This window comes from Kitasatospora sp. NPDC097691, assembly GCF_040302665.1.
In the GTDB taxonomy this organism is placed as follows: domain Bacteria; phylum Actinomycetota; class Actinomycetes; order Streptomycetales; family Streptomycetaceae; genus Kitasatospora.
In genome coordinates, this window is record NZ_JBEORY010000038.1 from 1 (window position 1) to 23,493 (window position 23,493).

Sequence of the window (23,493 nt, forward strand, 5' to 3'; positions counted from 1 at the left end):
GGGGGGGGGCCGCGGTGTGGGCCCGCCGGGCTTTTGGGCTTTCAGTCCCTCCCGCCGGGTTGCTATGGTGCGCGGCCCCCCGCCCCCCCCCCGCGGGGAGCCGACCTCTGCGTGCCCGCGTTCTCGGACATGCCGAAGGGGCCGCCTCCCGGGGGAATCCGGGAGGCGGCCCCTTCGGCCGGGCTCACTCGTCGCCGGCTCCCGCCGGGTCGCCGCCGACGCACCACTCCAGCACCGCGCGGGCACTGTGGTACTTGTTCTCGGCCTGCTCGAAGGCGATCGAGGCGGGCCCGTCGAGCACCTCGGCGGTCACCTCGTCGCCGCGGTGCGCGGGCAGGTCGTGCATGAACAGCGCGCCGGGGGTGGCCTCCATGACGGCCTTGTCCACCCGGAACGGCTCGAAGACGCGCCGCCAGTCGGGGTCGGGCTTCGTCGTGCCGGTGGTCTGCCAGCGGGTCGTGTAGACCACGTCGACCTCGGGCAGGTCGGTCATGTCGTGCCGCTGCTCCACCAGCGCGCCGCTGCCCGCCGCGTGCTCGGCGGCCCGGTCGAGGTAGCGCTGCTCGACCCCGTAGCCGGCCGGCGTGCGCAGGTGCAGCGCCGTCCCGGGGTAGCGGGACAGCGCCAGTGCCAGCGCCGAGGCGGTGTTGTTGCCCTCGCCGACGTAGAGCACCCGCAGGCCCTCGATCCGCCCGAACCGGCCGAGCAGTGTGGTGAGGTCGGTGAGCGCCTGGGTGGGGTGCTCGGCGGCGCTCATCGCGTTGACGACGGCCATCCGCTGCTGGGCGGCGAAGGCCCGCAGCTCGGCCTCGCTGCCCACGGTCCTGGCCACCAGGACGTCGAGCATCCGGGACAGTACGGCGGCGGTGTCCTCGACCGTCTCCCCGGTGTTCTCCTGCAGGTCGCCGGGGCCGTAGGTGATGAGCCGGCCGCCCAGGCGCAGCGTTCCGGCGGAGAAGGCGGTGCGGGTGCGGGTGGAGGTCTTGCGGAACAGGACGCCCACCACCGCGTCGTGCAGCGGACGGGCGTCCTCGCAGCGGCCGGCGGCGAAGTCGGCGCCGCGCTGCACGATGCGGTGCATGGACGCGAAGTCGAGGTCGTCGATCGAGATCAGGTGGCGGCGTATCGGTCGGGACATTGCGCGCTCCTTTCGTGACGTGTCGTCAGATCGTCTGCAGGCCCTGCCGCAGCACGTCGAGGCCCCGGTCGAGCAGTGCGAGGTCGACGGTCAGCGGCGGCAGCAGCTTGACCACCTCATCATCCCGACCGCACAGTTCGACGATCAGCCCCTGCTCGAAGGCGTGGCGCTGCAGCCGTCCGGCGCGCAGGGCGCCGCCGGAGGCGCCGAGGTCGATGCCGAGCGCCATCCCGCGTCCGCGCATCACCAAGTCCTGGCCCAGTCCGTCCAGTTCGCCGCGGAAGCGGTCCAGGCGGTCGATCGCGGCGGTGAGGTGGGTGTGGAAGGAGTCCTGCCGCCACAGCTCCAGGGCCGCGGTGGCGGCGACGAAGGCCAGCTGGTTGCCGCGGAACGTCCCGGTGTGCTCACCCGGCTCCCAGGCGTCCAGCTCCCGCTTGAAGAGCACCATCGACAGCGGAAGCCCGTAGCCGCTGAGCGACTTGGACAGCGTCACCACGTCCGGGGTGATCCCGGCGTGCTCGAAGCAGAAGAACCGGCCGGAGCGGCCGCAGCCCGCCTGGATCTCGTCGAGGATCAGCAGGATCCCGTGCCGCTCGGTGAGTTCGCGCAGGGCGCGCAGCCACGCGGTGCTCGCCGGGTAGACGCCGCCCTCCATCTGCATCGGCTCCAGGATCACCGCGGCGGGCAGGTCGACGCCCGAGGAGGGGTCGGCGAGCAGCCGCTCCAGGTACCCGATCGAGTCGAACGCGCCCTGGGGGCCGTCCTCGTAGGGGATGAACGTGACGTCCTGGCCGCTGACCCCGCCCGCCCGGCGGGCCCGGCGGCTGCCGGTCACCGCGAGCGAGCCGCGCGACATGCCGTGGTACGCGCCGGTGAACGCGACCAGGCCGGTGCGGCCGGTGTGCTTGCGGGCGAGCTTGAGGGCGGCCTCGACGGCGTCGGTGCCGGTCGGGCCGGTGAACTGCGCCTTGTAGTCCAGCCCGCGGGGCCGCAGCACGGTGTCGGCGAAGGCGGTCAGGAACTCCCGCTTGGCCACGGTGTACATGTCCAGGCCGTGCGCGATGCCGTCGGCGGCGAGGTACTCGGCCACCCGGGCCTTGATGAAGTCGTTGTTGTGCCCGTAGTTGAGCGTCCCCGCGCCGCAGAAGAAGTCGATGAACGTCCGGCCGTCCTCGGCGTGCAGTTCGGCGCCCTTGGCCCGCTCGAAGACGGCCGGGAACTTGCGGCAGTACAGCCGGACCTCCGACTCCAGCTCCTCGAAGGTCTTGAACTCGTGCTCCGGCAGCGGCTCCTGGCCGGTGGTCGGGGTGTCCTCGGCGATGTCCATCGGGTCCTCTCGGGGCAGGGATCGAACCCGCGGCGGACCGCTCGGGGCGGCGCCCGCGGGTGGAGGGAGGGTCGCCGTGTCCGCCGGGCGGACACGGGCAGGAGCAGCGTGCCGCCGGACGGCGACGCGGTGCCAGGGAACGAGCGGCAGCCTCGGTGCCGGGCGGCTGCGCGTTTGTCCCGGCCGGTGGTGTGCCCCGGCCGGCGGGTCAGATCAGCCCGGTCCGTACGGCGTGCGCCACCGCGTGGGCCCTGTTGTGCACCTGGAGCTGGCCCATCAGCTCGTAGATCACGTTCTTGACGGTGTGCTTGGAGCAGCTGAGCGTGCGGGCGATGGCCTCGTTGCCGTGGCCGTCCGCCATCAGCCGCAGCACCTCGAGCTGACGGTCAGTCAACGGCGAGCTGCCCGGCCGCCGTCCCTGACCGGTCGGCTCCGGCGACCCGTTGAGCAGGCAGGCCAGCACCGGGTGGGACAGCCGGCCCTCGCCGCGGTGGGCCGAGTGGACGGCCGCGGCCAGTCGCGCCGGCGTCGCCTCGGCGGACAGCAGCACGGCCCGGGCACCCGCCTTCAGCGCCCGCAGCACACCGTGGCGGGACAGCACGTCGGCCACCACCACCAACAGCCGCTCGCCGCTGCCCGGCAGGGCGGGCCGGCAGGCCTCCATCGCGCCCTCCACGGTGTCGCCGACGGCCACCAGCACGTCCCGTGATTCCGGATCCGGCACGTGGACCGGCCGGAGCCCCGCCACCACCAGCTTGGCCTCCATGCCCGCGCGCGCCACCGCGTCGCTCGACCGCACCCGCACCCTGGGCCCCGCGGTGGGGCGGCCGGCCGTCGGCGCGGCCGCGGCGGGGGGCGCCGTCCTCGCGGCCGGGGCCGCCGTCGTCGCGATCACAGCAGGCCCGCCCGGAGGGCGAAGGCCACCGCGTGTGCGCGGTTGCGGAGCCGGAACCGCCGGGTGACGTCGTGCACCACGGTGGTCACGGTGCGGGACGAGTAGCACAGTTCACGCGCGATCTCCCCGGTCTCCCGGCCGTCGGCGACCAGCCGCAGGACCGCCTGCTCGCGCTCCGACAGCTCCCACCCGGCCGGAGCCGCCACCGCGCCCATGCGGCGGGCGCCGTCCCCGTGCCCGTGGTCGAGGAGCCCGTCCAGCAGGTCCGGCGGCAGCGTGCAGTCGCCCGCGGCGGCCGCCACGACCGTCCAGGCCAGCCGCTCGGCGGTGGCCTCGGAGCGGCGCAGCAGGCCGCGGGTGCCGGCCGCGAACGCCTGGACCGCGTCGCCGGCCGCCAGCTCCGTCGCGACCAGCACGATCTCCCGGCGCTGGTCCGCCTCCCGGGCCGCCCGCACCGTCTCCATCACCTCCGGGGTCACCCGGTCCACCATGATGACCGCGACCTGCGCCCGTTCCCCGGGCAGTGCCACCGCGATGTCGCCGTGGCACTGCAGACTGGTTCGCGCACCGGCCTCCAGCACCGGGTCCTGCGCGACGACGCTGACTCTCACCGGTTCGCCCATCGGCTCCTCCTGGGGTGTTGCCCGTGCCCGACAGGTACACAGCATCGACCGGTGGGAGCCGCGCGGCATCGGGTGACGGCCCCCAGATTTCCCGAGCGGCCCGCGGGCCGGACCGCCACCGACCCGGGCGGCGGTTCGCGCCGCGGCGCTCGCGGCCCGTCCGGCTCCGCCCCGCCGGGCGGACCGTCCGCCGTCGTACGGTCGTGGCGCGAACCGTCGTGCCGCGATCAGGCCCGGCGGAGAAACATGGGGGCGATGCCCCCATGAATGCCCCCGGCCGTCCGGCGGAGGTCCGGGTCCGGGCCCGGGTGCCGGCGCGGCCGGAACGGTGGCGTCCGCATCCCGGTGCTCGCGCGTCCGATTATCGGACGATGTGGAGGGACCTCGTCAGACGCGGGAAGCCGACGGGCCGGCCGGGCACCGGGCCCGGCCGGCCCGCCGGCCGCGTCAGGATGATCTCGGGTGGCGCCCGGCCGACCGCGCCGGGACGAGCGCCGTCCGCTCCCGGTCGATGCGCCGGGCCTTCACGGGGGGCGCGGGAGGACGGCCCCGGCCGCGCCGGGTCCGCTACGCCTCCTCGGCGAGCAGCGCCTCGACCTCCTCGTCGGAGAGGCCCGCGATCTCCGCCTCGACCGCCCGTTCGACGGCCTCCGCCTGGAGGGCGATGGTCGGCGCCTCGAAGAGCAGCCGCAGCGGCAGCTCGACCGCGAACGCCCGGCGCAACTGGGCCAGCACCCTGGTGGCGAGCAGCGAGTGCCCGCCGAGGTCGAAGAACCCGTCGTGCACGCCGATCCGGTCGAGCCCCAGGACCTCGCCCCAGATCCGCGCGATCGCCTCCTCCGCGGGGGTGCCGGGCGCGAGGTAGCCGTGCTCCAGCTGCGGGCGGCCCGCCTCGGGGGCCGGGAGGGCCTTCCGGTCCACCTTCTTGCTGCTGGTGAGCGGCAGTTCGGGCAACTCCACCCAGAGCGAGGGGATCATGTACTCGGGGAGCCGGTCGCCCAGGAAGGCGCGCAGGGCCGCGATGTCGGGGGCCGTGCCGTCACCGGTGACGAGGTAGGCCACCAGGCGGCGGTCGCCCGGCCGTACGTCCCGGGCCACCACGGCGACCGCGCGGATCCGGGGGTGCTGGGCGAGCACGGCCTCGATCTCGCCGAGCTCGATCCGGAACCCCCGGACCTTGACCTGCTGGTCGATCCGGCCGAGGAACTCGATGACCCCGTCGGCCGCGTAGCGGACCAGGTCGCCGGTGCGGTACAGGCGGCCGGGCGCGGGCGAGAACGGGTCGGGCACGAAACGTTCGGCGGTCAACGCGGGCCTGCCGTGGTAGCCGCGGGCGACCCGGACCCCGCCGAGGTAGAGCTCGCCCGGCACCCCGACCGGCACCGGGTTGAGGTCGGGATCGAGGACGTACGCCGTGGTGCCCGGCACCGGCCGGCCGATCGGCAGCGTGGACTCCCCGCGGGCGCCCGGGAGTCCGCCGCCGACGGGGTGCAGGACACAGGTGACGGTGGCCTCGGTCGGCCCGTAGTTGCACAGGAAGCGGGCGGGCAGTCCGGTGGCCGCCCACTGCCGGGCGTCGTCCACCGTGACCACGTCGCTGCCCACGTTCATCAGCCTCAGGCGGCTCAGCCGGCGGTCGCCCGGCGCGAGGCCGGCGACCAGTTCGCGGTAGTAGGCCGGGGTGATCTCCATGATCGTGACCCGGTGCTCGGCCAGCCGGTCCGCCAGTTCGGCCGGGCTCCAGAACAGTGGATCGCTCACCACCACGGTCGCACCGGCCAGCAGGGTGGCCGCCATCTGGTCCATCGCCACGTCGAAGGTGAGCGCCGACAGCAGCACCACGCGGTCGTCGGCGCCGATGTCGTAGGCCTCGGCGATGACCTCGCAGTGGTGGGCGTAGGAGCCGTGCTGGATCAGTACGCCCTTGGGCTGCCCGGTGGATCCCGACGTGTAGATGACGTACGCGAGCTGCTCCGGGTCGACGGTCACCGCCGGGTCCGTGGTGGGCTGTCGTTCCAGCCGGGCGCGGTCGCCGTCCAGGCTGATCACCGTGGCCCGCCCGCCGGCCAGGCGGTCGGCGAAGCGGCTGTGCGTCAGTACCGTCCCGGCCCCGGCGTCCGCCAGCATGAAGGCGAGCCGCTCGGCCGGGTGCTCGGGGTCGAACGGCACGTAGCAGCCGCCGGCCTTCAGCACGCCGAGCAGGGCGACCACGACATCCGGTCCGCGCTCCAGGCAGACCCCGACCACGCTCTCCGGGCCCACCCCGGCCGCCCGCAGGTGGTGCGCCAACTGGTTGGCCCGGGCGTTGAGTTCGCCGTAGGTCAGACGGCTCTCGGTCCGGCCGGCGAATACCACCGCGAGCGCGTCGGGCCGGGCGGCGGCCCGCGCCGAGAAGAGCTCGGGCACGCAGGCCCGGGGCTGCTCGGCCGGGGTGCCGCGCCAGTCGGTGAGCAGCTGCCGGCGCTCCGGCGCGGTCAGCATCTCCAGGTCGCCGATCCGGGCGTCCGGCGTGCCGACGGCGCTGCGGAGCAGTTGCAGGTAGTGCTGGGCCATCCGTTCCACGGTGGACCGGTCGAAGAGGGCCGTGGAGTGCTCGAAGGCGCACGCGAGCGTGCCGTCCGGCTGCTCCTCGAAGGTGACGGTGAGGTCGAACTTGGCGACCTGCCAGTCCGCCGGGAGCTCCTCGACCTCGACGCCGTCGATCTCCAGCGGGCTCCGCCGGGTGTGCAGCAGCTCGAACATCACCTGGAAGAGCGGGTTGCGGGACAGGTCGCGGTCGGGGCGCAGCTCGTCGACCAGCCGCTCGAACGGCAGGTCCTGGTGGGCGTAGGCCTGGACGGCGTCGGCCCGCACCCGGTCGAGCAGTTCGGCGAAGGTCGGTGCCCCCGAGAGGTCGGCCCGCAGGACCACGGTGTTGACGAACAGGCCGACCAGGTCCTCGGTCTCGGCGCGGGTGCGGCCGGCCACCGGGGTGCCGACGGCGAGGTCGCACTGCCCGCTGTAGCGCGCCAGCAGCACGTGGAACGCGGCGAGCAGGACCATGAACGAGGTCGCCGAACGGGCTCGGCCCACGGCTGCCACCGCCGCGCCGAGATCGGCCGGCACGTCGACGTGGAGCAGTTCGCCGCGCGGGTCGCGCACCGCGGGACGCGGTCGGTCGGTCGGCAGCTCCAGCGGCTGGAGGCCGGTCAGGTGCTCCTTCCAGTAGTCCAGTTGTGCCGCCACCACCGGCTCGGACAGCCGGTCGCGCTGCCAGGCGGCGAAGTCGGCGTACTGCACGGCGGGCGCGGCCTCCGGCAGCGGCAGGCCGGCCGTGAAGCAGCGGTAGAACCGCCCGATCTCGTCGGCGATCACCTCCGTCGACCAGGCGTCGGTGGCGATGTGGTGGAAGGTCAGGGCGAGGATCCACTCCTCGGCCGCGGTCCGCAGCAGCGCGGCCCGCACCGGCGGCTCGCGGTCGAGCGCGAACGGCCGGCCGGTCTCCCGGGCGAGCGCCTCGTGCACCTCCTGCTCGGTCCGGCCGCGCAGGTCCAGCGCGGCCAGGCCGAGCGGGCGCGGCGGGTCGACCACCTGCACGGGCACCCCGTCCACCTCGGTGTACCGGGTGCGCAGCACCTCGTGCCGGTCCACCACCCGGTCCAGGGCCCGGCCCAGCGCCTGCTCGTCCAGGCGGCCGGTGAGCCGCAGCACGGTCGGCACCAGGTACTCGGCGCTGCCGGGCTCCAGCCGGTCGAGGAACCAGAGCCGCTGCTGCGCCGAGGAGAGCGGCAGCGGGCCGGTCCTGGGGGCGGGGGTGATCGGCGGCAGCTCGACGCCCCGGTAGCCGGTCTCGATCAGCTCGGCCAGCCGGGCCGGCGTGCGCAGGGCGAAGACCTGGGCGAGCGGCAGCTCGACGCCCAGCGCGTCGCGCAGCCGGAAGGCGACCCGGGTGGCGAGCAGCGAATGCCCGCCGAGCGCGAAGAAGTCGTCCCGGGCGCCGACCCGTTCCACCCCCAGGACCTCGGCGAAGATCGCGGCCAGGGTCTGCTCGACGGGGGAGCGCGGGGCGACGTACGCGCCCGCGGCCTCGGTCCGCGCGGGGTCGGGCGCGGGCAGGGCCGCGCGGTCGACCTTGCCGCTGGCGGTCAGCGGGAGCGCGTCCAGCAGGACGAAGGCGGAGGGGACCATCGCCTCCGGCAGCCGGCCCGCCAGGTGCGACCGCAGCCCGTGCGCGTCGAGCACCGCCGCCGGTTCGGGCACCACGTGCGCGATCAGCCGGTGGTCCCCGTCGTCGCGGCGCTGCACACCCACCACGGCCGCGGCGACGCCCGGGTGGGCGCACAGCACGCCCTCCACCTCGCCCGGCTCGATCCGCACGCCGCGGACCTTGAGCTGGTCGTCGATCCGGCCCAGGTACTCCAGCCGGCCGTCGGTGCGCCACCGCGCCCGGTCCCCGGTCCGGTAGAGCCGCTCGCCCGGCTGCTGCGGGAAGGGGCTGGGGGCGAACCGTTCGGCGGTCAGCCCGGGGCGGCCCAGGTAGCCGCGGGCGAGTCCGACGCCGACCACGCACAGCTCGCCGGGGACGCCGACCGGGCAGAGGTTGTCGTCCCGGTCGAGGACCAGGATCCGCAGGTTGTCCAGCGGCCGGCCGATGGAGACGGTCCGGGCGTGGTCGTCGGCCCGGTAGCGCCAGGCGGTCACGTCGATCGAGCACTCGGTGGGCCCGTAGGTGTTGTACAGCTCCACCTTGACCCGGCTGAGCAGCCGCTCGCAGAGGCGGGCCGGCAGCGGTTCGCCGGCGCAGAACACCAGGCGCAGGCTGGTGCACTCGGCGAGGCCCGGCTGGTCCACCAGGGTGCTCAGGACCGACGGGACGAGCTGCAGCACGGTGACGCCGTGCTCGGCCACCGCCCGGAGCATCGCGGCCGGGTCGCGGTGGGCGCCGTCGGGTGCCAGCACGATCGTGGCGCCGCACACCAGCGGGGCCAGGAACTCCCACATCGCGGCGTCGAAGCCGATCGTGGTCTTCTGCAGGACCCGGTCGCCGGCCGCGAGGCCGTGCCGTTCGACGGTCCACAGCACGCGGTTGCGGATCCCCTCGTGGGGCACCAGCACGCCCTTGGGCAGGCCGGTCGAACCGGAGGTGTAGACGGCGTACGCGGCGCCGGCCGGGTCGACCCGCGGCAGGTCGCCGGAGCCGTACCCGTCGAGGAGGGCCGGGTTCCCGTCGTCGAGGAAGGCCGGGTTGCCGCCGTCGAGGACGACGTCGGCCGAGAACTGCGGCAGGTCGTGCGAGGCGTCGGCGATCAGCAGGGCGGCCCCGCTGTCCCGCAGCAGGTGCTCGCGGCGGGCCGCCGGGTGCTCGGGGTCGATCGGGACGTAGACCGAGCCCGCCTTGAGGACGGCGAGCAGCGCGGTGACCAGGTCCGGGCCGCGGCGCAGGGACACCGCCACCGGCACCTCGGGGCCGGCGCCCAGCTCGATCAGCCGGCGGGCCAGGCGGTCCGCCCGCCGGTCGAGCCGGCCGTACGTCACCTCCTCGGTGCCGAAGACCACCGCGGTGGCCTCGGGAGTGGCGGCGGCCTGCTCGGCGAAGAGCTCGTGCAGACAACGGTCGGGACGCGCGACCACCGGGCCGAGACCGGCCTCGTCGAGGCGGTCGCGCTCGGCGGCGTCCAGCAGGTCGAAGCGGCTGAGCGGGCGCTTCGGATCGGCGGCGAGGCCGGCCAGCAGCCGGCCGTAGTGGTCCGCCAGCCGCTGCACGCTCTCCCGCTCGAACAGCGCGGTGGCGTACTGCAGGGAACCGGAGAGGGTGCCGTCCTCGTGTTCCAGCACGTGCAGCGTCAGGTCGAAGGCCGCCCCCGCCCCGGGCGTGGGGACCACCCGCACCTCCAGGCCGGGCAGCGTGAACGGCCGGGCGGCGGCGTTCTGCAGGGCGAAGGAGACCTGGAAGAGGGGGTTGCGCGAGAGGTCCCGGTCCGGCGCGAGTTCGTCCACCAGCCGCTCGAACGGGACCTCCTGGTGGGTGAAGGCGTCCAGCGCCGACTCCCGGACCCGGGCCAGCAGGTCGAGGAAGGACGGGTCGCCGGACAGGTCGGCCCGCATCACCAGGGTGTTGGTGAAGAACCCGAGCAGCTCCTCCACCTCCACCAGGGACCGGCCCGCCACCGGCGTGCCCACGGCGACGTCCGACCGCCCGGTGTGCCGCGCCAGCAGGGCCTGGAACGCCGCGAGCAGCACCATGAACGGCGTCGCGCCGTTGGCCCGGGCCAGCCGTCCGACCGCCGCGACCAGCCCGGGGGCGAGCTCGAACTCCACGCTGTCGCCCGCCGCGTCCCAGACCGCCGGCCGCGGCCGGTCCGTCGGCAGGTCCAGCGGCGTCAGCCCGGCGAGCCGGTCGTGCCAGTACGTCAGCTCCTCGGTGAGCCGGTCGCCGGACAGGTACTCGCGCTGCCAGTCGGCGAAGTCCGCGTACTGCACCGGGAGCGGCTCCGGAACCGGTGTGCCGCCGCCGGTGAACGCGCCGTAGAAGGCGTCGAGCTCCCGGGCCAGGACACCCCAGGACCAGCCGTCGAAGGCGATGTGGTGCACCACCAGCAGCAGCAGGTGCTCCTCGTCGGAGATCCGGAGCAGGGTCAGGCGCAGCGGCAGCTCGGTGGCCAGGTCGAACGGACGGCGGATGCCCCGGTCGACGATCGAGCGGGCCTCGGCTTCCCGCTCCGTCGGCTGAAGATGCGTCAGATCGACGTGTTCGAGCGGGAGTTCGGCGTACTCGGCGATCTCCTGTACGGGCACGCCCTGGGTCGCCGGGTACCGGGTCCGCAGTACCTCGTGCCGGTCCAGTACGGCCTGCGCCGCGCGGACCAGCATCCCGGCGTCCAGCGGCCCGGAGATCCGCAGCACCAGCGGCAGCAGGTAGTCCGCCGCCCCCGGTCGCAACTGGTCGATGAACCACAGTCGTTCCTGGGCGAAGGACGTCGGGCAGTGCACCGGCTGCCCCTGCGCAGCCCCGGCCGCCACGTCGGCCTCCGGGCCGAAACCACCGTTCACATGCCACCTCCCACAGAGCGCCACGTCGGCGTGCGGTCAGCCTGCCGGGCGTCCGGCGGTGCGCGGTAGAGAGGGACCGGCAGACCTGCACGCCGCACGACTGCGCACTCCGCCGTCGGTTCTTCTCTGTGGCCGCCGAGCCGGCCTGCGGCACGCTGTGCTGCGACAGCGCCGGACACCGAGGGCCGGTCGAGCAGTGCGGGAGGACAGCGGGATGGCTGACGAGAACACCGACGAGCGCACCTACTGCGTGGTCCGCAACGACGAGGAGCAGTACTCGATCTGGCTCGCCGACCGGGAACTGCCGCTCGGCTGGCACCGGGAGGGCTTCGAAGGCCCCAAGCAGGCCTGCCTGGACCACATCGACGCGGTGTGGACGGACATGCGCCCGCTCAGCCTGCGCCGCCGCATGGAGCAGGCGAGCCAGGCCTGATGGGTGAGCGAAGCGAGCAAGTGCCGCTGCCCGACGTCTCCTTGCACGAGCGGGTCGCGCAGCGCGCGGCCGCCGCGCCGCAGGCCGTCGCGGTGGAGTGCGCCGGCGAGCGGCTGACCTACGCCGAACTGGACGCCAGGGCGAACCAGGTGGCCCACCTGCTGGGCGAGCACGGGGTCCGCCGCGGTGACCCGGTGGCGGTCTGCGCGGGGCGCGACATCGAGGTGGTCGTCGCGCTGCTCGGCGTGCTCAAGGCCGGCGGCTACTACGTGCCGCTGGACCCGGAGTACCCGGCGGAGCGGCTGGCGTTCATGGCCGCCGACTCCGGAGCCCGGATCCTGCTGGTCCAGCCGGAGTCGGCGCACCGCTTCGACGCCGTACCGGGCCTGCGCGCCGTCCCGATGGCGAAGGGCCCGGTGGCGCCGGGCCGGCCGACCACCCCGCCGCCGGTCGCCACGCACCCGGACGACCTCGCCTACCTGATGTACACCTCCGGCTCCACGGGCCGGCCCAAGGGGGTCGGGATCACGCACCGGAACGTGCTGCGGCTGGTGCACGAGGTCGACTACGTCGACCTCGACGCCGGGCAGGTGGTGCTGATGCTCGCTTCGCTCTCCTTCGACGCCTCGACCTTCGAGATCTGGGGGCCGCTGGCCAACGGCGCCAGGCTGGCGGTCCTGCCGCAGGGCATCCCCACCGGTGAGACCATCGAGCGGGCGGTCCGCGAACACGGCGTGACCCTGCTGATGCTCACCAGCGGCCTGTTCCAGCACGTGGTGCGCACCCGCCCCGGCGCACTGGCCCCGGTCCGCCACGTCCTCGTGGTCGGCGACGTGGCACCACCCGCCGAGGTGCGGGCCCTGATCGACCTCGGCGTCGAGGTCAGCAACGGCTACGGGCCCACCGAGTGCACGACGTTCAGCTGCGTCCGGCGCGGCGTCACCCCGGCCGAGACGCACAGCAGCATCCCGATCGGCACCGCCATCACCAACACCACCGCGTACGTCGTGGACGACCGGGGCCGCCGCACCCCGCCCGGCGCGGAGGGCGAACTGCTGATCGGCGGCCCGGGGGTGGGCCTCGGCTATCCCGGGCGGCCCGCCCTCACCGCCGAGCGCTTCGTACCGGACCCGTTCGGCACCACGCGGGGCGGCCGACTGTACCGGACCGGCGATCTGGTGGTCCGTCAGGACGACGGCCTGTTCAGGTTCCTGGGCCGACGCGACCAGCAGGTGAAGATCCTCGGGCACCGGGTGGAGCCCGGCGAGATCGAGGCGGCGCTGGGGAACCACCCCGAACTCGCCGCGGCGGCGGTCGCCGTGCGGCTGACCGCCGCCGGGGACAAGCAACTCGTCGGCTACGTCGTCCCCGACGGCGACCCGGCGCCCACCGGCGCGCAGCTGCGGGCGTACCTGGGGGAGCGGCTGCCGGACTACCTGGTCCCGACCGCCTGGGTGACGCTCGCCGAACTGCCGCTCACGCCGAACGGCAAGGTGGACCGGGCGGCGCTGCCGGAGCCGACCACGGGCGCGGGCGGGCCGGTGACGGCGCCCCGGACGCCGCTGGAGCAGTCCGTCGCCGAGATCTGGACCGAGCTGCTCGGCGTCGCCCCGGTCGGCGTGCACGACGACTTCTTCGCGCTGGGCGGTCAGTCGCTGCTGGCCACCCAGGTGGTCGCCCGGCTGCAGGAGCGGTTCCCGGTCGTGCTGCCCGTGCGCGCCGTGTTCGACGAGTCCACGGTCGAGCGGCTGGCCGCCCTGGTGCACCGCGCGATCATCGAGCATGTCGAGCAACTGACGGATTCCGAGGTGGAGTTGATGTTGTCGCAGGTGCGTGAGGGATGAGCACAGTGCCGAACCGGCGTGCGCCGGGGAGTTCCGGGGACCAGCGGCAGGCGCTGCTGGACAGCCTTCTGCGCGGCGCCGCCGGCCCCGCGCGCGCCTCCGGGGCGATCGGCCCCGCGCCGCGCGACCGGCAGCTGCCCCTCTCCTTCGCCCAGCAGCGGCTCTGGACCCTGGAGCAGCTGCGCCCCGGCACCGCCGAGTACGTGGTGCCCCTCGCCTGGGAACTGCACGGGCCGCTGGACGTACCGGCGCTGCGCCGGGCCCTGCGCGCGCTGGTCGAGCGGCACGAGGTGCTGCGCACCCGCTACCGCGAGGACGACCACCTGCCGGTCCAGGTGGTGGACCCGGCCGCCGACCCGGACTTCGCCGAGCTGGACCTCGCCGGCCTGACGTCCGCCGAACGCCCCGGGCGGATGGCGGAGTCGATCGAGCGCGAGGCCAGGACGCCGTTCGACCTGGCCGGCCGCTGGCCGCTGCGGGCCCGGCTGCTGCGGCTCGCCCGGGACCACCACGTGCTGGCCCTGGCCCTGCACCACATCGCCGTCGACGGCTGGTCGGTCGGCGTGCTCGCCCGCGAACTCGGCGCGCTGTACTCGGCGTTCGCCACCGGCTCGCCGAGCCCGTTGGCGCCGCTGCCGGTGCAGTACGCCGACTTCGCCGCCTGGCAGCGCCGCGAACTCGCCGACCCGACGACCGGGCAGCTGCCCTACTGGCGGTCCAGGCTCGCGGGCGCCACGGCGACCGAGCTCACCACCGACCGCCGCCGCCCCCCGGTCTTCGACCCGGCCGGCGCCACCCTGCCGTTCACCGTCCCGGCCCGGACGGCCCGAGCCCTGACGGAGCTCGGGCGCTCGCGCGGCGCGACGCCGTTCATGGTGCTGCTGGCCGCGTTCCAGGTCCTGCTGGCCCGGCACACCGGCCAGACCGACATCGTGGTGGGCACGCCGGTGGCCGGACGCACCAGGGCCGAGGTCCAGGGCCTGGTCGGCTTCTTCGTCAACACCCTGGTGCTGCGCACCGACCTGTCCGGCGACCCGTCCTTCCTGACGGCCGTGGACCGCGTGCGGGAGACGGCCCTGGACGCCTTCGCCCACCAGGAGGTCCCGTTCGAGCGGCTGGTGGACGAGCTGGCGCCGGAGCGGGACCCCTCCCGCAACCCGCTGTTCCGGATCATGTTCGCGCTGAACAACACCGACCCCGCGCAGTTCGACGGCGTCGGCCTGCGGGCCACCGAACTCGCGACGCCCTGGCACGGATCCAGGTTCGACCTGACGCTGCACCTGGCCGAGCAGCCCGACGGCTCGCTGCGCGGAGTCGTCGAGTACGCGACGGCGCTGTTCGGCCCGGACCGGATGGCGGTGCTCGCGCGGCACTTCGGCACCCTGCTCGAAGGGCTGGCCGAAGAACCGGAACTGACGATCCATCAGGCTGAGCTGGCCTCGGCCGGCGAGCTGGAGTTGCTGGCCGGGTTCGACGACACGGCGGTGGAGTACCCGGTGGACGGGCTGCTGCACGGGCTGGTCGAGGAGCAGGCGAAGCGCTCCCCGGACGCGGTGGCGGTGCGCTTCGAGGGTCGTCAGCTGACGTACGCGCAGCTGGACGCGGCGGCGGCGCGGATCGCGCGGCGGTTGCGGGCGGCCGGTGTCGGGCCGGAGTCGGTGGTGGGGGTGTGCCTGCACCGCAGCCTGGAGCTGCCGGTGGCGCTGCTCGGCGTGCTCAAGGCCGGCGGGGCGTACCTGCCCCTGGACCCGGGGTACCCGGCGCAGCGGCTGGCCCACATGCTCGCCGACTCCGGCACCCCGGTCGTGGTCACCACCACCGACCTGGCGGCGAGCCTGCCCGAGCACCGCGCTCGGACCGTGCTCGTCGACGAGCCCCCGGCCGGGGAGGACACGGGCGACCTGCGATCGGCCGAGGAGGACACGGACGGCGTCCTGTCGGCCGTTCCGGTGGACCCGGACAACCCGGCCTACGTGATCTACACCTCCGGCTCCACCGGCCTGCCCAAGGGCGTGGTCATCCCGCACCGAGGCATCGTCAACCGGCTGCGCTGGATGCAGGACGCCTACCGGCTCGACCGGGACGACCGCGTCCTGCAGAAGACGCCCTACAGCTTCGACGTCTCGGTGTGGGAGTTCTTCTGGCCGCTGGCCACCGGGGCGACGCTCGTGCTCGCCCGCCCGGACGGGCACCGCGACCCCGGCTACCTCGCCGAGACCATCGCCGGCGAGCGGATCACCACCACGCACTTCGTCCCCGCCATGCTCCGGGTCCTCCTCGACACCCTGCCGCCCGGCAGCGCGCTCACCCCGCTGCGCCGGGTCCTGTGCAGCGGCGAGGCCCTGCCCGACGACCTCGCCGACGCCTTCCACCACCACCCGGCGATCCGGCACGCCGAACTCCACAACCTCTACGGCCCCACCGAGGCCTCCGTCGACGTCACCGCCACCGCCTGCCCGCCGGGGCAGCCGGTCACCATCGGCCGCCCCATCGCCAACACCCGCACCCACGTCCTGGACCGGGACCTCGCCCCCCAGCCCCTCCACCTGCCCGGCCAGCTCGCCCTCGCGGGCCTCCAGCTCGCCCGCGGCTACCTGGGCCGCCCCGCCCTCACCGCCGAACGCTTCGTCCCCGACCCCGACCCGCGCCACCCCGGCACCCGCCTCTACCTCACCGGCGACCAGGCCCACCACAACCCCGACGGCACCCTCACCTACCACGGCCGCACCGACCACCAGGTCAAGCTCCACGGCCACCGCATCGAACTCGGCGAGATCGAAACCGCCCTGCGCACCCACCCCGCCGTCAGCCAGGCCGTCGTCACCCTCCACCACGACCACCTCACCGCCTACACCGTCACCACCTCCGGGAGCACGCCGCCCGCCCCGGCCCGGCTCCGTGCCCACCTCGCCGGCACCCTGCCCGCGCACATGCTCCCCACCCACTACCGCGTCCTCGACGCCCTCCCCCTCACCCCGAGCGGCAAGATCGACCGCAACGCCCTTCCGGCGCCGGACCCGACACCGGTCGACGCGGCGAACCACACCCCGCCGGGCACCCCGCTCCAGCACCTGATCGTCCGCGGCTGGGCCGAGGCCCTCGGCGTCGAGCCGCACCTGATCGGCATCCACGACAGCTTCTTCGCGCTCGGCGGCGACTCGATCCGCGCCATCGGGGCGGTCGGCCGCCTGCGCGGCGCCGGGCTGGACATCGCCGTCCAGGACGTCTTCCGGCACCAGACGGTCGCCCGGCTCGCCGAGGCCGTCGCCCCGCGGGACGCGAGCGCGGAGCCGGCCGGGCCGGCCCGCTTCGAGCTGCTCGCCGAGGCCGACCGCGACCGTCTCCCGGCGGGCCTGGCGGACGCCTACCCGCTCTCGCTCGCCCAGTCCGGCATGGTCTACGAGATGCTGGCGGGCGCCGACCGGGGCGTCTACCTGACCAACCTGAGCCACCCGGTCCGCGACGACGGCGGATTCTCGGTGGACGCCCTGCGCGCCGCCGCGGCCCTCCTGGTGGAGCGCCACGAGATCCTGCGCACCTCCGTCGACCTGTCCTCCTTCTCCGAGCCGCTGCAGCTGGTGCACCCCACCGCGACGATCCCGGTCTCCCACGTCGACCTGCGGCAGCTGGGTGCGGCGGAGCAGCGGGCCGAGCTCGCCGCGGCCGTCGCCCGCGACCGGCTGGCGCCGTTCGACCTGGCCGTGCCCGGCCTGCTGCGGCTGGCGGCGTACCGGCTGGACGAGCAGTGCTGGCAGCTGTCGGTCAGCAACTGCCACGCCCTGCTGGACGGTTGGAGCCAGAGCTCGCTGGTCGGCGAGCTGCTCGGGTACTACCGGGCGATCCGGGACGGCCGGGAGCCGGCGCCGGCCGCCCCGCCCGCGGCCCGGTTCGCGGACGCGATCGCGCTGGAGAAGCGGGCCCTGGACTCCGCGACGGACCGGGAGTTCTGGCACGAGCGGGTCGCCCGGTTCACCCCGCTGGCGCTCCCGCAGGCCTGGGCGACCCCGCCCGCCGCGGCCGACGAGGCCGGGCCGGTGGAGGCCGAGGAGGTGGCCCGGGTCGACTTCCGCGACCTGCTGCCGCAGCTGCGCGCGGTGGCGCAGGGCGCCGGGGTGCCGCTGAAGAGCGTCCTGCTGGCCGCGCACCTCACGGTGCTGGGCATGATCAGGGGCGGCACCGAGAGCCCGGTCGCCTTCCGGACCGGCCTGGTCTGCAACGTCCGGCCGGAGACGGTCGACGGAGACCAGGCGCGCGGCATGTTCCTCAACACCGTGCCCTTCGGGCTGACGCTGGACGCCCCGAGCTGGACCGAGCTGGCCCGTGCGGTGTTCGCCGAGGAGACCGCCCTGTGGCCGCACCGGCACTACCCGCTGCCGGCCATGCAGCGGGCCTGGGGCCAGGGGACGCCGCTGGTGGACGTCTTCTTCAACCACACGGACCTGACGGTGGTCGACGGCGAGTCCATCGGACTGGACGAGGTCGGGGAGCGCACGCCGAACGAGTTCGGCCTCTCGGTCTCCACCGTCGCGGACGGGATCGTCCTGGAGGCCGGCGCGGACCGGGTCGGCCGGGCCGAGCTCGACCTGCTGGCCCGGACCTACCGGCACGTCCTGGTCGGCCTGGCCGCCGACCCGAAGGCCGACCCGCGCCGCACCGCGCTGCCCGAGCCGGACCGCCGCATGCTGCTGGAGCGCTGGAACGCGGAGCCGCCGGCCGCTGCCGGGCGCAGCCTCGTCGCGCTGTTCGAGGAGCAGGCGGCCCGCACCCCGGACGTGGTGGCCGTGATCTCCTCCGGCGACCGGCTGACCTACCGTCAGCTGACCGAGCGGGTCGCCCGGTTGGCCGGCCACCTGCGGGAGCGCGGGCTGGGCCCCGGCGCGACGGCGGCGGTCTTCCTGGAGCGCGGGCCGGAGCTGCCGACCGCCCTGCTGGCCGTGCTCGCCACGGGCGCCGCCTACGTGCCGCTGGACCCGGACCACCCCGCCGAGCGGAACGCCTTCGTGCTCGCCGACACCGGTGCCTCGGTGATCGTCACCCAGAGCGGCCTGGTGGAGCGGCTCACCGCCCTGCCGCCGGCCATCGGCGGCCCGCTCGCCGTGCTCCTCGACGCGGACCGGGAGGCGATCGCCCGGCAGAGCGGGGCGTTCGCCGGGCCGGAACTCGACCAGGACGCCCTCGCGTACGTCATCTACACCTCCGGCTCCACCGGCCGGCCCAAGGGTGTGATGATCACACACGGCGGTCTGGCCGACTTCCTGACCGCGATGCTCGACCTGCCCGGACTGCGCCCCGGCGCGCCGGTGGCCGCGCTGACCACGGTCTCCTTCGACCCCTCCGTCCTGGAGCTCTACCTGCCGCTGCTGGTCGGCGCCCCGGTGGTGCTCGCGACCGCGGAGGAGGTCAGGGACCCGCTGCGGATGGCCGCACTGATCACCGCGACCACCCCCGCGATCGTCCAGTCCACCCCGGTCACCCTGCGGATGCTGCTGGACAGCGGCTGGTCGGCCCCGGCCGGGCTGGTGGTGCTGTGCGGCGGCGAGCGGCTGCCCACCGAGCTGGCCCGCCGGCTCGCCGCCGACGGCGCCCGGGTGCTGGACCTGTACGGCCCCACCGAGACCACGGTGTGGACCACCGTGACCCGCCTGCGCGCGGACGGCACCCCGGAGCAGTGGTCGCCGGTGCCCGGCACCGTCCTGCACGTCCTGGACGGCGGGCTGGAGCCGGTGCCGGTCGGGGTCCCCGGGGAGATCTGCCTCGGCGGCGCCGGCCTGGCCAGGGGCTACCTCAACCGACCCGGTGTCACGGCGCAGGCCTTCGTACCCGACCCGCACGGCCGGGAGCCCGGGGCCAGGCTCTACCGCACCGGCGACCTCGGCCGCCGCCACCACGACGGCCGGGTCGAGCTGCTCGGCCGGGCGGACCACCAGGTGAAGATCCGCGGCCACCGGATCGAGCCCGGCGAGATCGAGGCGGTGCTGCTGGGCTGCCCGGAGGTGCGGGCCGCCGTCGTCCATCCGGTCGCGGCGGGCACCGGGGAGGCCGAACTGGTCGCCTACCTGGAGCCGTTCCCCGGCGCCACGCCGCCGGACAGCGGCGAACTGCGCGACCTGGTGGGCCGGATGGTCCCGGACTACATGATCCCGGCGGCTTTCGTCGTGCTCGACGCGCTGCCGCTCACCCCGAGCGGCAAGGTCGACCGGGGCAGGCTCCCCGCCCCCACGCCGGCCGCCCGCACCGGCGAGTACCTGGCGCCGCGGACCGACCAGGAACGGGCCGTCGCCGGCGCGTGGTGCGAGGTGCTCGGTGTCGAGCGCGTCGGCGTGCACGAGAACTTCTTCGACCTCGGCGGCCACTCCCTGCTGGCCACCCGCATCGCGCTGCGGCTGCGCGACGCGACCGGGCTGGACGTACCGGTCCGCGCCCTGTTCGACCGTTCCACCGTCGCCGCGCTGGCCGCCGCGTTGCCCCACTACGCCAAGCGCCCGACCCAGGAGACACCCCGGCTGGTGGCCGGCCGCCGGTTCCGGCGGCAGGCCGCACCGGACGTCCAGCCACCCCACCACGACGAAGACGGAGCCAAGCCGTGACCCGCACCATGCTCAAGTCCAAGATCCACCGCGCCACCGTGACCCAGGCGGACCTGCACTACGTGGGATCCCTGACGATCGATCAGGACCTGATGGACGGCGCCGACCTGCTCCCCGGCGAACTCGTCCACATCGTCGACATCGACAACGGCGCGCGCCTGGAGACCTACGTGATCGCCGGCCCGCGCGGCAGCGGGATCATCGGGATCAACGGCGCGGCCGCCCGGCTGATCCACACCGGCGACCTGGTCATCATCATCAGCTACACCACGGTCGGCGACGCCGAGGCCAAGGCCCTCGTCCCCAAGGTCCTGATGGTCGACGCCGCCAACCGCCCGCTCGCCCACACCGACGACCCGGCCGAGCCGGTGCCCGGCACCCGGACCAGCCGCGGCGACGCGGTCGCCGCCCGGTAGCACGGGCGCCCGGCGCGGGCGGCGGCGAGCAGCTGCGGCCGAAGCAAGGGGAGGGGCGGGCCGGACCACGTTGTCCGCCCGCTCCTCCCGTTCTCCACGAGGTTCAGGACGGAGCACCGACGGCGGCCTGCGCCATGGCGATGAAGCGCGGGATGAGCGGATGGGCACCGCGTTGGGGATGGACCAGGTTCAGCGGCACCTGCGGGGCGTCCGGGATGGCGATGAACGACACGAACGAGTGCACGTGCTGGCGGCCGACGAATTCGGGGACCACGCCCACGCCCCTGTTCGCGGCGACCGCTTCCAGCCATTCGTCGAAATTGCTGCAGATCGCGGAGACGCTCGGCTGGCGGTCGGCCGGCCAGTCGGTCAGGTCGGTCGTTCCGCTCACCTCGTTCAGCACGAGGCCCAGTTCGGCGATTTCGGCCCAGCTCATCTCCTCCTTTCCGGCCAGTTCGGATCGTGTGGAGACGGCGGCGATCCTCCGTTCGTGCAGCAGGGTCGTGACCTTCACGTCCGGGGCCTTGATCCGACCGCGCAGGATCGCCAGATCGCTTTTCCCGCGGTCGACCCCGGCGAGCTTGGCGTCGTGGCGGTGCACCTGGACCGTGACGCCGGTCTCGGCCTCGAACTCGGCGATCACCTCCTGCGGCCACCCGGAAGGGAAACCCCAGGCGAATCCGAGCCTGAGCACGTCCTTCGGTTCAAAACGCAATGCGTCTTCCAGCCGAGTTATGAGAAAGGAAAGTTGATCGTAAAGGCGCTCACCTTCCGGGGTGAGCGTCACCTGACGGGTGGTTCGTTCCAGCAGCTTCCGGCCGAGCAGTTCCTCCAGGCGCTTGATGTTTCTGCTGAGCGTCGGCTGGGAAACGTTCATCCGCTTGGCGGCGCGGGTGAAGTGTCTCTCTTCCGACAGGGCCAGGAACCCGCGCAGGTGGTGCAGCTCGATACTCATGGACAGCAGCATATGCAGGGAGGCATATGCGTCATCAGATGTCCCGTGCCGGCGGGAGCTGTGAGATGTCGGACGCAATGAGCCCTTCCCCGGTGCCTCGGCAGGCTTTCCCGCGGCGGCCCTCACTCCCGGGCTCGGACTGTTTCCGCCCGTTCCACGCGCGGTCGACCGACATTCACCTGAGTCGGAGTCGCCGCGGTCGCGGACTCCCGGACCGGAGGCCCTGCACCGCCGACCGCTCCCGGGCACGTGGCGTCGAGCAGGCCGACCGGTCCGGCCCGGGAGCGGATGGTTCAGCCCGAGTACTCCTCGTCGGTCACGTGCTCGTGCCAGTCGGTGGGCCCGTCGGTGACGGCGATGTGGGTCATGAACGTGCCCTCGCCGGCGCCGTGCCAGTGCTCCTCACCGGGGTGGCAGACCACCGTGTCGCCGGCCCTGATCTCCTGCCGCTCGCCGCCGCGGGCCTGGACCACGCCGACGCCCTCGGTCACGTGCAGGACCTGTCCGGCCGGGTGGGTGTGCCAGTGGCTGCGCGAGCCGGGCGTGAACAGGACGTTGCGCACCTCGGCGTTGGCGGTCGCGCCGATCCGCGGCCACAGCCAGACGTCGCCGGTGAAGCGGTCCTCGGGGCCCTTGGTCGAGTCTCCGGGGTGGTGGATGACATCCATCGTGTGAACTCCTTCGTGGTCATCGGTCACTGGTCATCGGTTGGTGACCAATGGCGTGTGGCTATTGCTCGTTGAGCACCGGAGCGGTCGACGAGGACCGTCCGGCGAGCAGGATCAGGGCGGAGGCGGCGAGCGACATCACTGCCAGGACGGCGGTGGTCGTGGCGAACGCGTGCTGCGGTGTCCCGCTGCCGCCGACGAGATCCAGGTACAAGGTGCCGAACACGGCCACGCCCAGGGTGCCGCCGACCTGGAGCGTGGTGTTGAACAGGCCGCTGACGTCCGGCGCGTACCGGGCCTCGACGGTCTCGGTCATGTGCGCCAGGGTGCCGCTGAACGCCGCGCCGTAACCGACGCCGCCGATCCCCAGCAGGACGACCAGGGCGGCGGTGCCCTGGGCGCCGAGCGCGATGAGCGCGAAGCTGACGGCCATCAGCACGCCCCCGACCGGGGCGGCCAGCCGGCGGGCGCGCGTTCCCAGCCGCCCGAGGATCGGCCCGATCAGGGCGAAGGTCGCCACCCAGGCGACCGGGACCAGGCCGGAGTAGACCGCGCTCTTGCCGAGCCCCTGTTGCAGGTAGAGCGCCAGGACGAACAGCAGGGCGAAGTAGCCGGCCCGGGTGGCGGCCTGCGAGGCGAGCGCGAGGGCGACGTGACGGCGGGTCAGGAGTTCGACGTTCATCAGGGGGGCGCCCGCGCGTCGTACCACCCTCCGCTCGGTCCAGCCGAAGAGGGCGAACACCGGCAGCGAGGAGCCCAGGCAGAGCCAGGTCCACAGCGGCCAGCCCGCGTCGCGCCCCAGGACCAGCGGTGTCACCAGCAGGAACAGTCCGAGCGAGAGCAGTGCCACGCCGGGCAGGTCCAACGCGCCCTGCTGCGAGGGGCGGTCGTCCGGCAGGAAGGCCAGCGAGGTGAACAGCAGGATGACGCCGATCGGCACGTTGATCAGGAAGACCGGCCGCCAGCCGGTGCCCAGGATGTCGGCCGACACCAGGATGCCGCCCAGTGCCTGGCCGACGACCGAACTGACGCCGAGGATGCCGGTGTACGCGCCCAGCGCCCGGCGCCTGGCCCGGCCCTCGAACTCCACCTGGATGGTGGTCAGCACCTGGGAGATCATCAGGGCGGCGCCGAGTCCCTGCACCACCCGGGCGCACACCAGGACGACGGCGTCGGGCGCGAGGCCGCAGCCGAGCGAGGACAGGGTGAAGACGGTCAGCCCGGCGAGGTAGACGCGCCGCCGACCGTGGATCTCGCCCAGTCGGGCGCCGGTGATCAGCAGCATCGCGAAGGCCAGCGTGTACCCGGAGACGATGAGCTCCAGGGCACCGCTGGAGGCGTGCAGCCGATCGCGGATCGAGGGGATCGCGACGTTGACCACCGCGATGTCGACGTTGCCCAGGAACATGCCGCCGAGCAGGGACGCCAGCATCCAGAACGGCCGTCCGCCGCGTCCGTCCCCGGGGGTTTGCGGTGCCTCGACCGGCACCGCCTCGGTTGCCGCAGAGATCTTCAAGGAATCCACATCCGGAGTGTAACTACTAGTATGTACAGTCTGCAATCCGGCGCCGGCGAAGG

The 23,493-nt window shown here is 74.2% G+C and carries 12 protein-coding genes; 4 read left to right on the forward strand and 8 right to left on the reverse strand.

Annotation, left to right across the window (positions count from 1 at the left end; translation table 11 throughout):
• Positions 1–184: 184 nt before the first annotated feature.
• The 5 genes from ABTY56_RS24430 to ABTY56_RS24450 form a co-directional block, all read right to left on the reverse strand.
• Positions 185–1,138: an ornithine carbamoyltransferase gene (locus ABTY56_RS24430; protein ID WP_350631191.1), complete on the reverse strand. Its 954-nt coding sequence runs from the start codon at positions 1,136–1,138 to the stop codon at positions 185–187.
• A gap of 25 nt (positions 1,139–1,163) precedes the next feature.
• Entirely contained in the window at positions 1,164–2,465 is a 1,302-nt protein-coding gene (ectB, locus tag ABTY56_RS24435) for a diaminobutyrate--2-oxoglutarate transaminase (protein ID WP_350631193.1), read from the reverse strand.
• Positions 2,466–2,673: 208 nt separating this feature from the next.
• Positions 2,674–3,264 (reverse strand): helix-turn-helix transcriptional regulator, encoded by a 591-nt coding sequence (locus ABTY56_RS24440; protein WP_350631194.1) that lies wholly within the window; start codon positions 3,262–3,264, stop codon positions 2,674–2,676.
• A 92-nt stretch (positions 3,265–3,356) separates the two neighbouring features.
• Positions 3,357–3,983 (reverse strand): response regulator transcription factor, encoded by a 627-nt coding sequence (locus tag ABTY56_RS24445; RefSeq protein ID WP_350631195.1) that lies wholly within the window; start codon positions 3,981–3,983, stop codon positions 3,357–3,359.
• 567 nt (positions 3,984–4,550) lie between these two features.
• The gene (locus ABTY56_RS24450) at positions 4,551–11,012 is read right to left on the reverse strand and encodes a non-ribosomal peptide synthetase (protein WP_350631197.1); all 6,462 of its coding nucleotides are present in this window, start codon (positions 11,010–11,012) and stop codon (positions 4,551–4,553) included.
• Between the two features lie 214 nt (positions 11,013–11,226).
• On the opposite strand from ABTY56_RS24450, the gene ABTY56_RS24455 reads away from it, so the two are divergent.
• Genes ABTY56_RS24455 through panD form a run of 4 tightly spaced genes read left to right on the forward strand, consistent with a single transcriptional unit; the run spans position 11,227 to position 20,292 of the window.
• Positions 11,227–11,445 carry an MbtH family protein gene (locus tag ABTY56_RS24455; protein ID WP_350631199.1) on the forward strand — a complete coding sequence of 73 codons (219 nt, stop codon included), beginning with the start codon at positions 11,227–11,229 and terminating at the stop codon, positions 11,443–11,445.
• Positions 11,445–13,289: an amino acid adenylation domain-containing protein gene (locus ABTY56_RS24460; protein WP_350631201.1), complete on the forward strand. Its 1,845-nt coding sequence runs from the start codon at positions 11,445–11,447 to the stop codon at positions 13,287–13,289. The genes ABTY56_RS24455 and ABTY56_RS24460 overlap by 1 nt, the downstream gene beginning before the upstream one ends.
• On the forward strand, positions 13,286–19,876 hold the full coding sequence (locus ABTY56_RS24465; RefSeq protein WP_350631202.1) for a non-ribosomal peptide synthetase: 6,591 nt from the start codon (positions 13,286–13,288) through the stop codon (positions 19,874–19,876). The genes ABTY56_RS24460 and ABTY56_RS24465 overlap by 4 nt, the downstream gene beginning before the upstream one ends.
• Positions 19,873–20,292, forward strand: a complete 420-nt coding sequence (panD, locus tag ABTY56_RS24470) for an aspartate 1-decarboxylase (RefSeq protein ID WP_350631203.1) — start codon at positions 19,873–19,875, stop codon at positions 20,290–20,292. The genes ABTY56_RS24465 and panD overlap by 4 nt, the downstream gene beginning before the upstream one ends.
• Before the next feature lie 103 nt (positions 20,293–20,395).
• Here panD and ABTY56_RS24475 read toward each other — a convergent pair whose 3' ends face one another.
• From ABTY56_RS24475 to ABTY56_RS24485, 3 genes are all read right to left on the reverse strand, one after another.
• The gene (locus ABTY56_RS24475; RefSeq protein WP_350631205.1) at positions 20,396–21,247 is read right to left on the reverse strand and encodes a LysR family transcriptional regulator; all 852 of its coding nucleotides are present in this window, start codon (positions 21,245–21,247) and stop codon (positions 20,396–20,398) included.
• A gap of 293 nt (positions 21,248–21,540) precedes the next feature.
• Positions 21,541–21,915, reverse strand: a complete 375-nt coding sequence (locus ABTY56_RS24480; protein ID WP_350523998.1) for a (R)-mandelonitrile lyase — start codon at positions 21,913–21,915, stop codon at positions 21,541–21,543.
• Positions 21,916–21,976: 61 nt separating this feature from the next.
• Positions 21,977–23,440 (reverse strand): MFS transporter, encoded by a 1,464-nt coding sequence (locus ABTY56_RS24485; RefSeq protein WP_350631206.1) that lies wholly within the window; start codon positions 23,438–23,440, stop codon positions 21,977–21,979.
• Between the last annotated feature and the right edge of the window lie 53 nt (positions 23,441–23,493).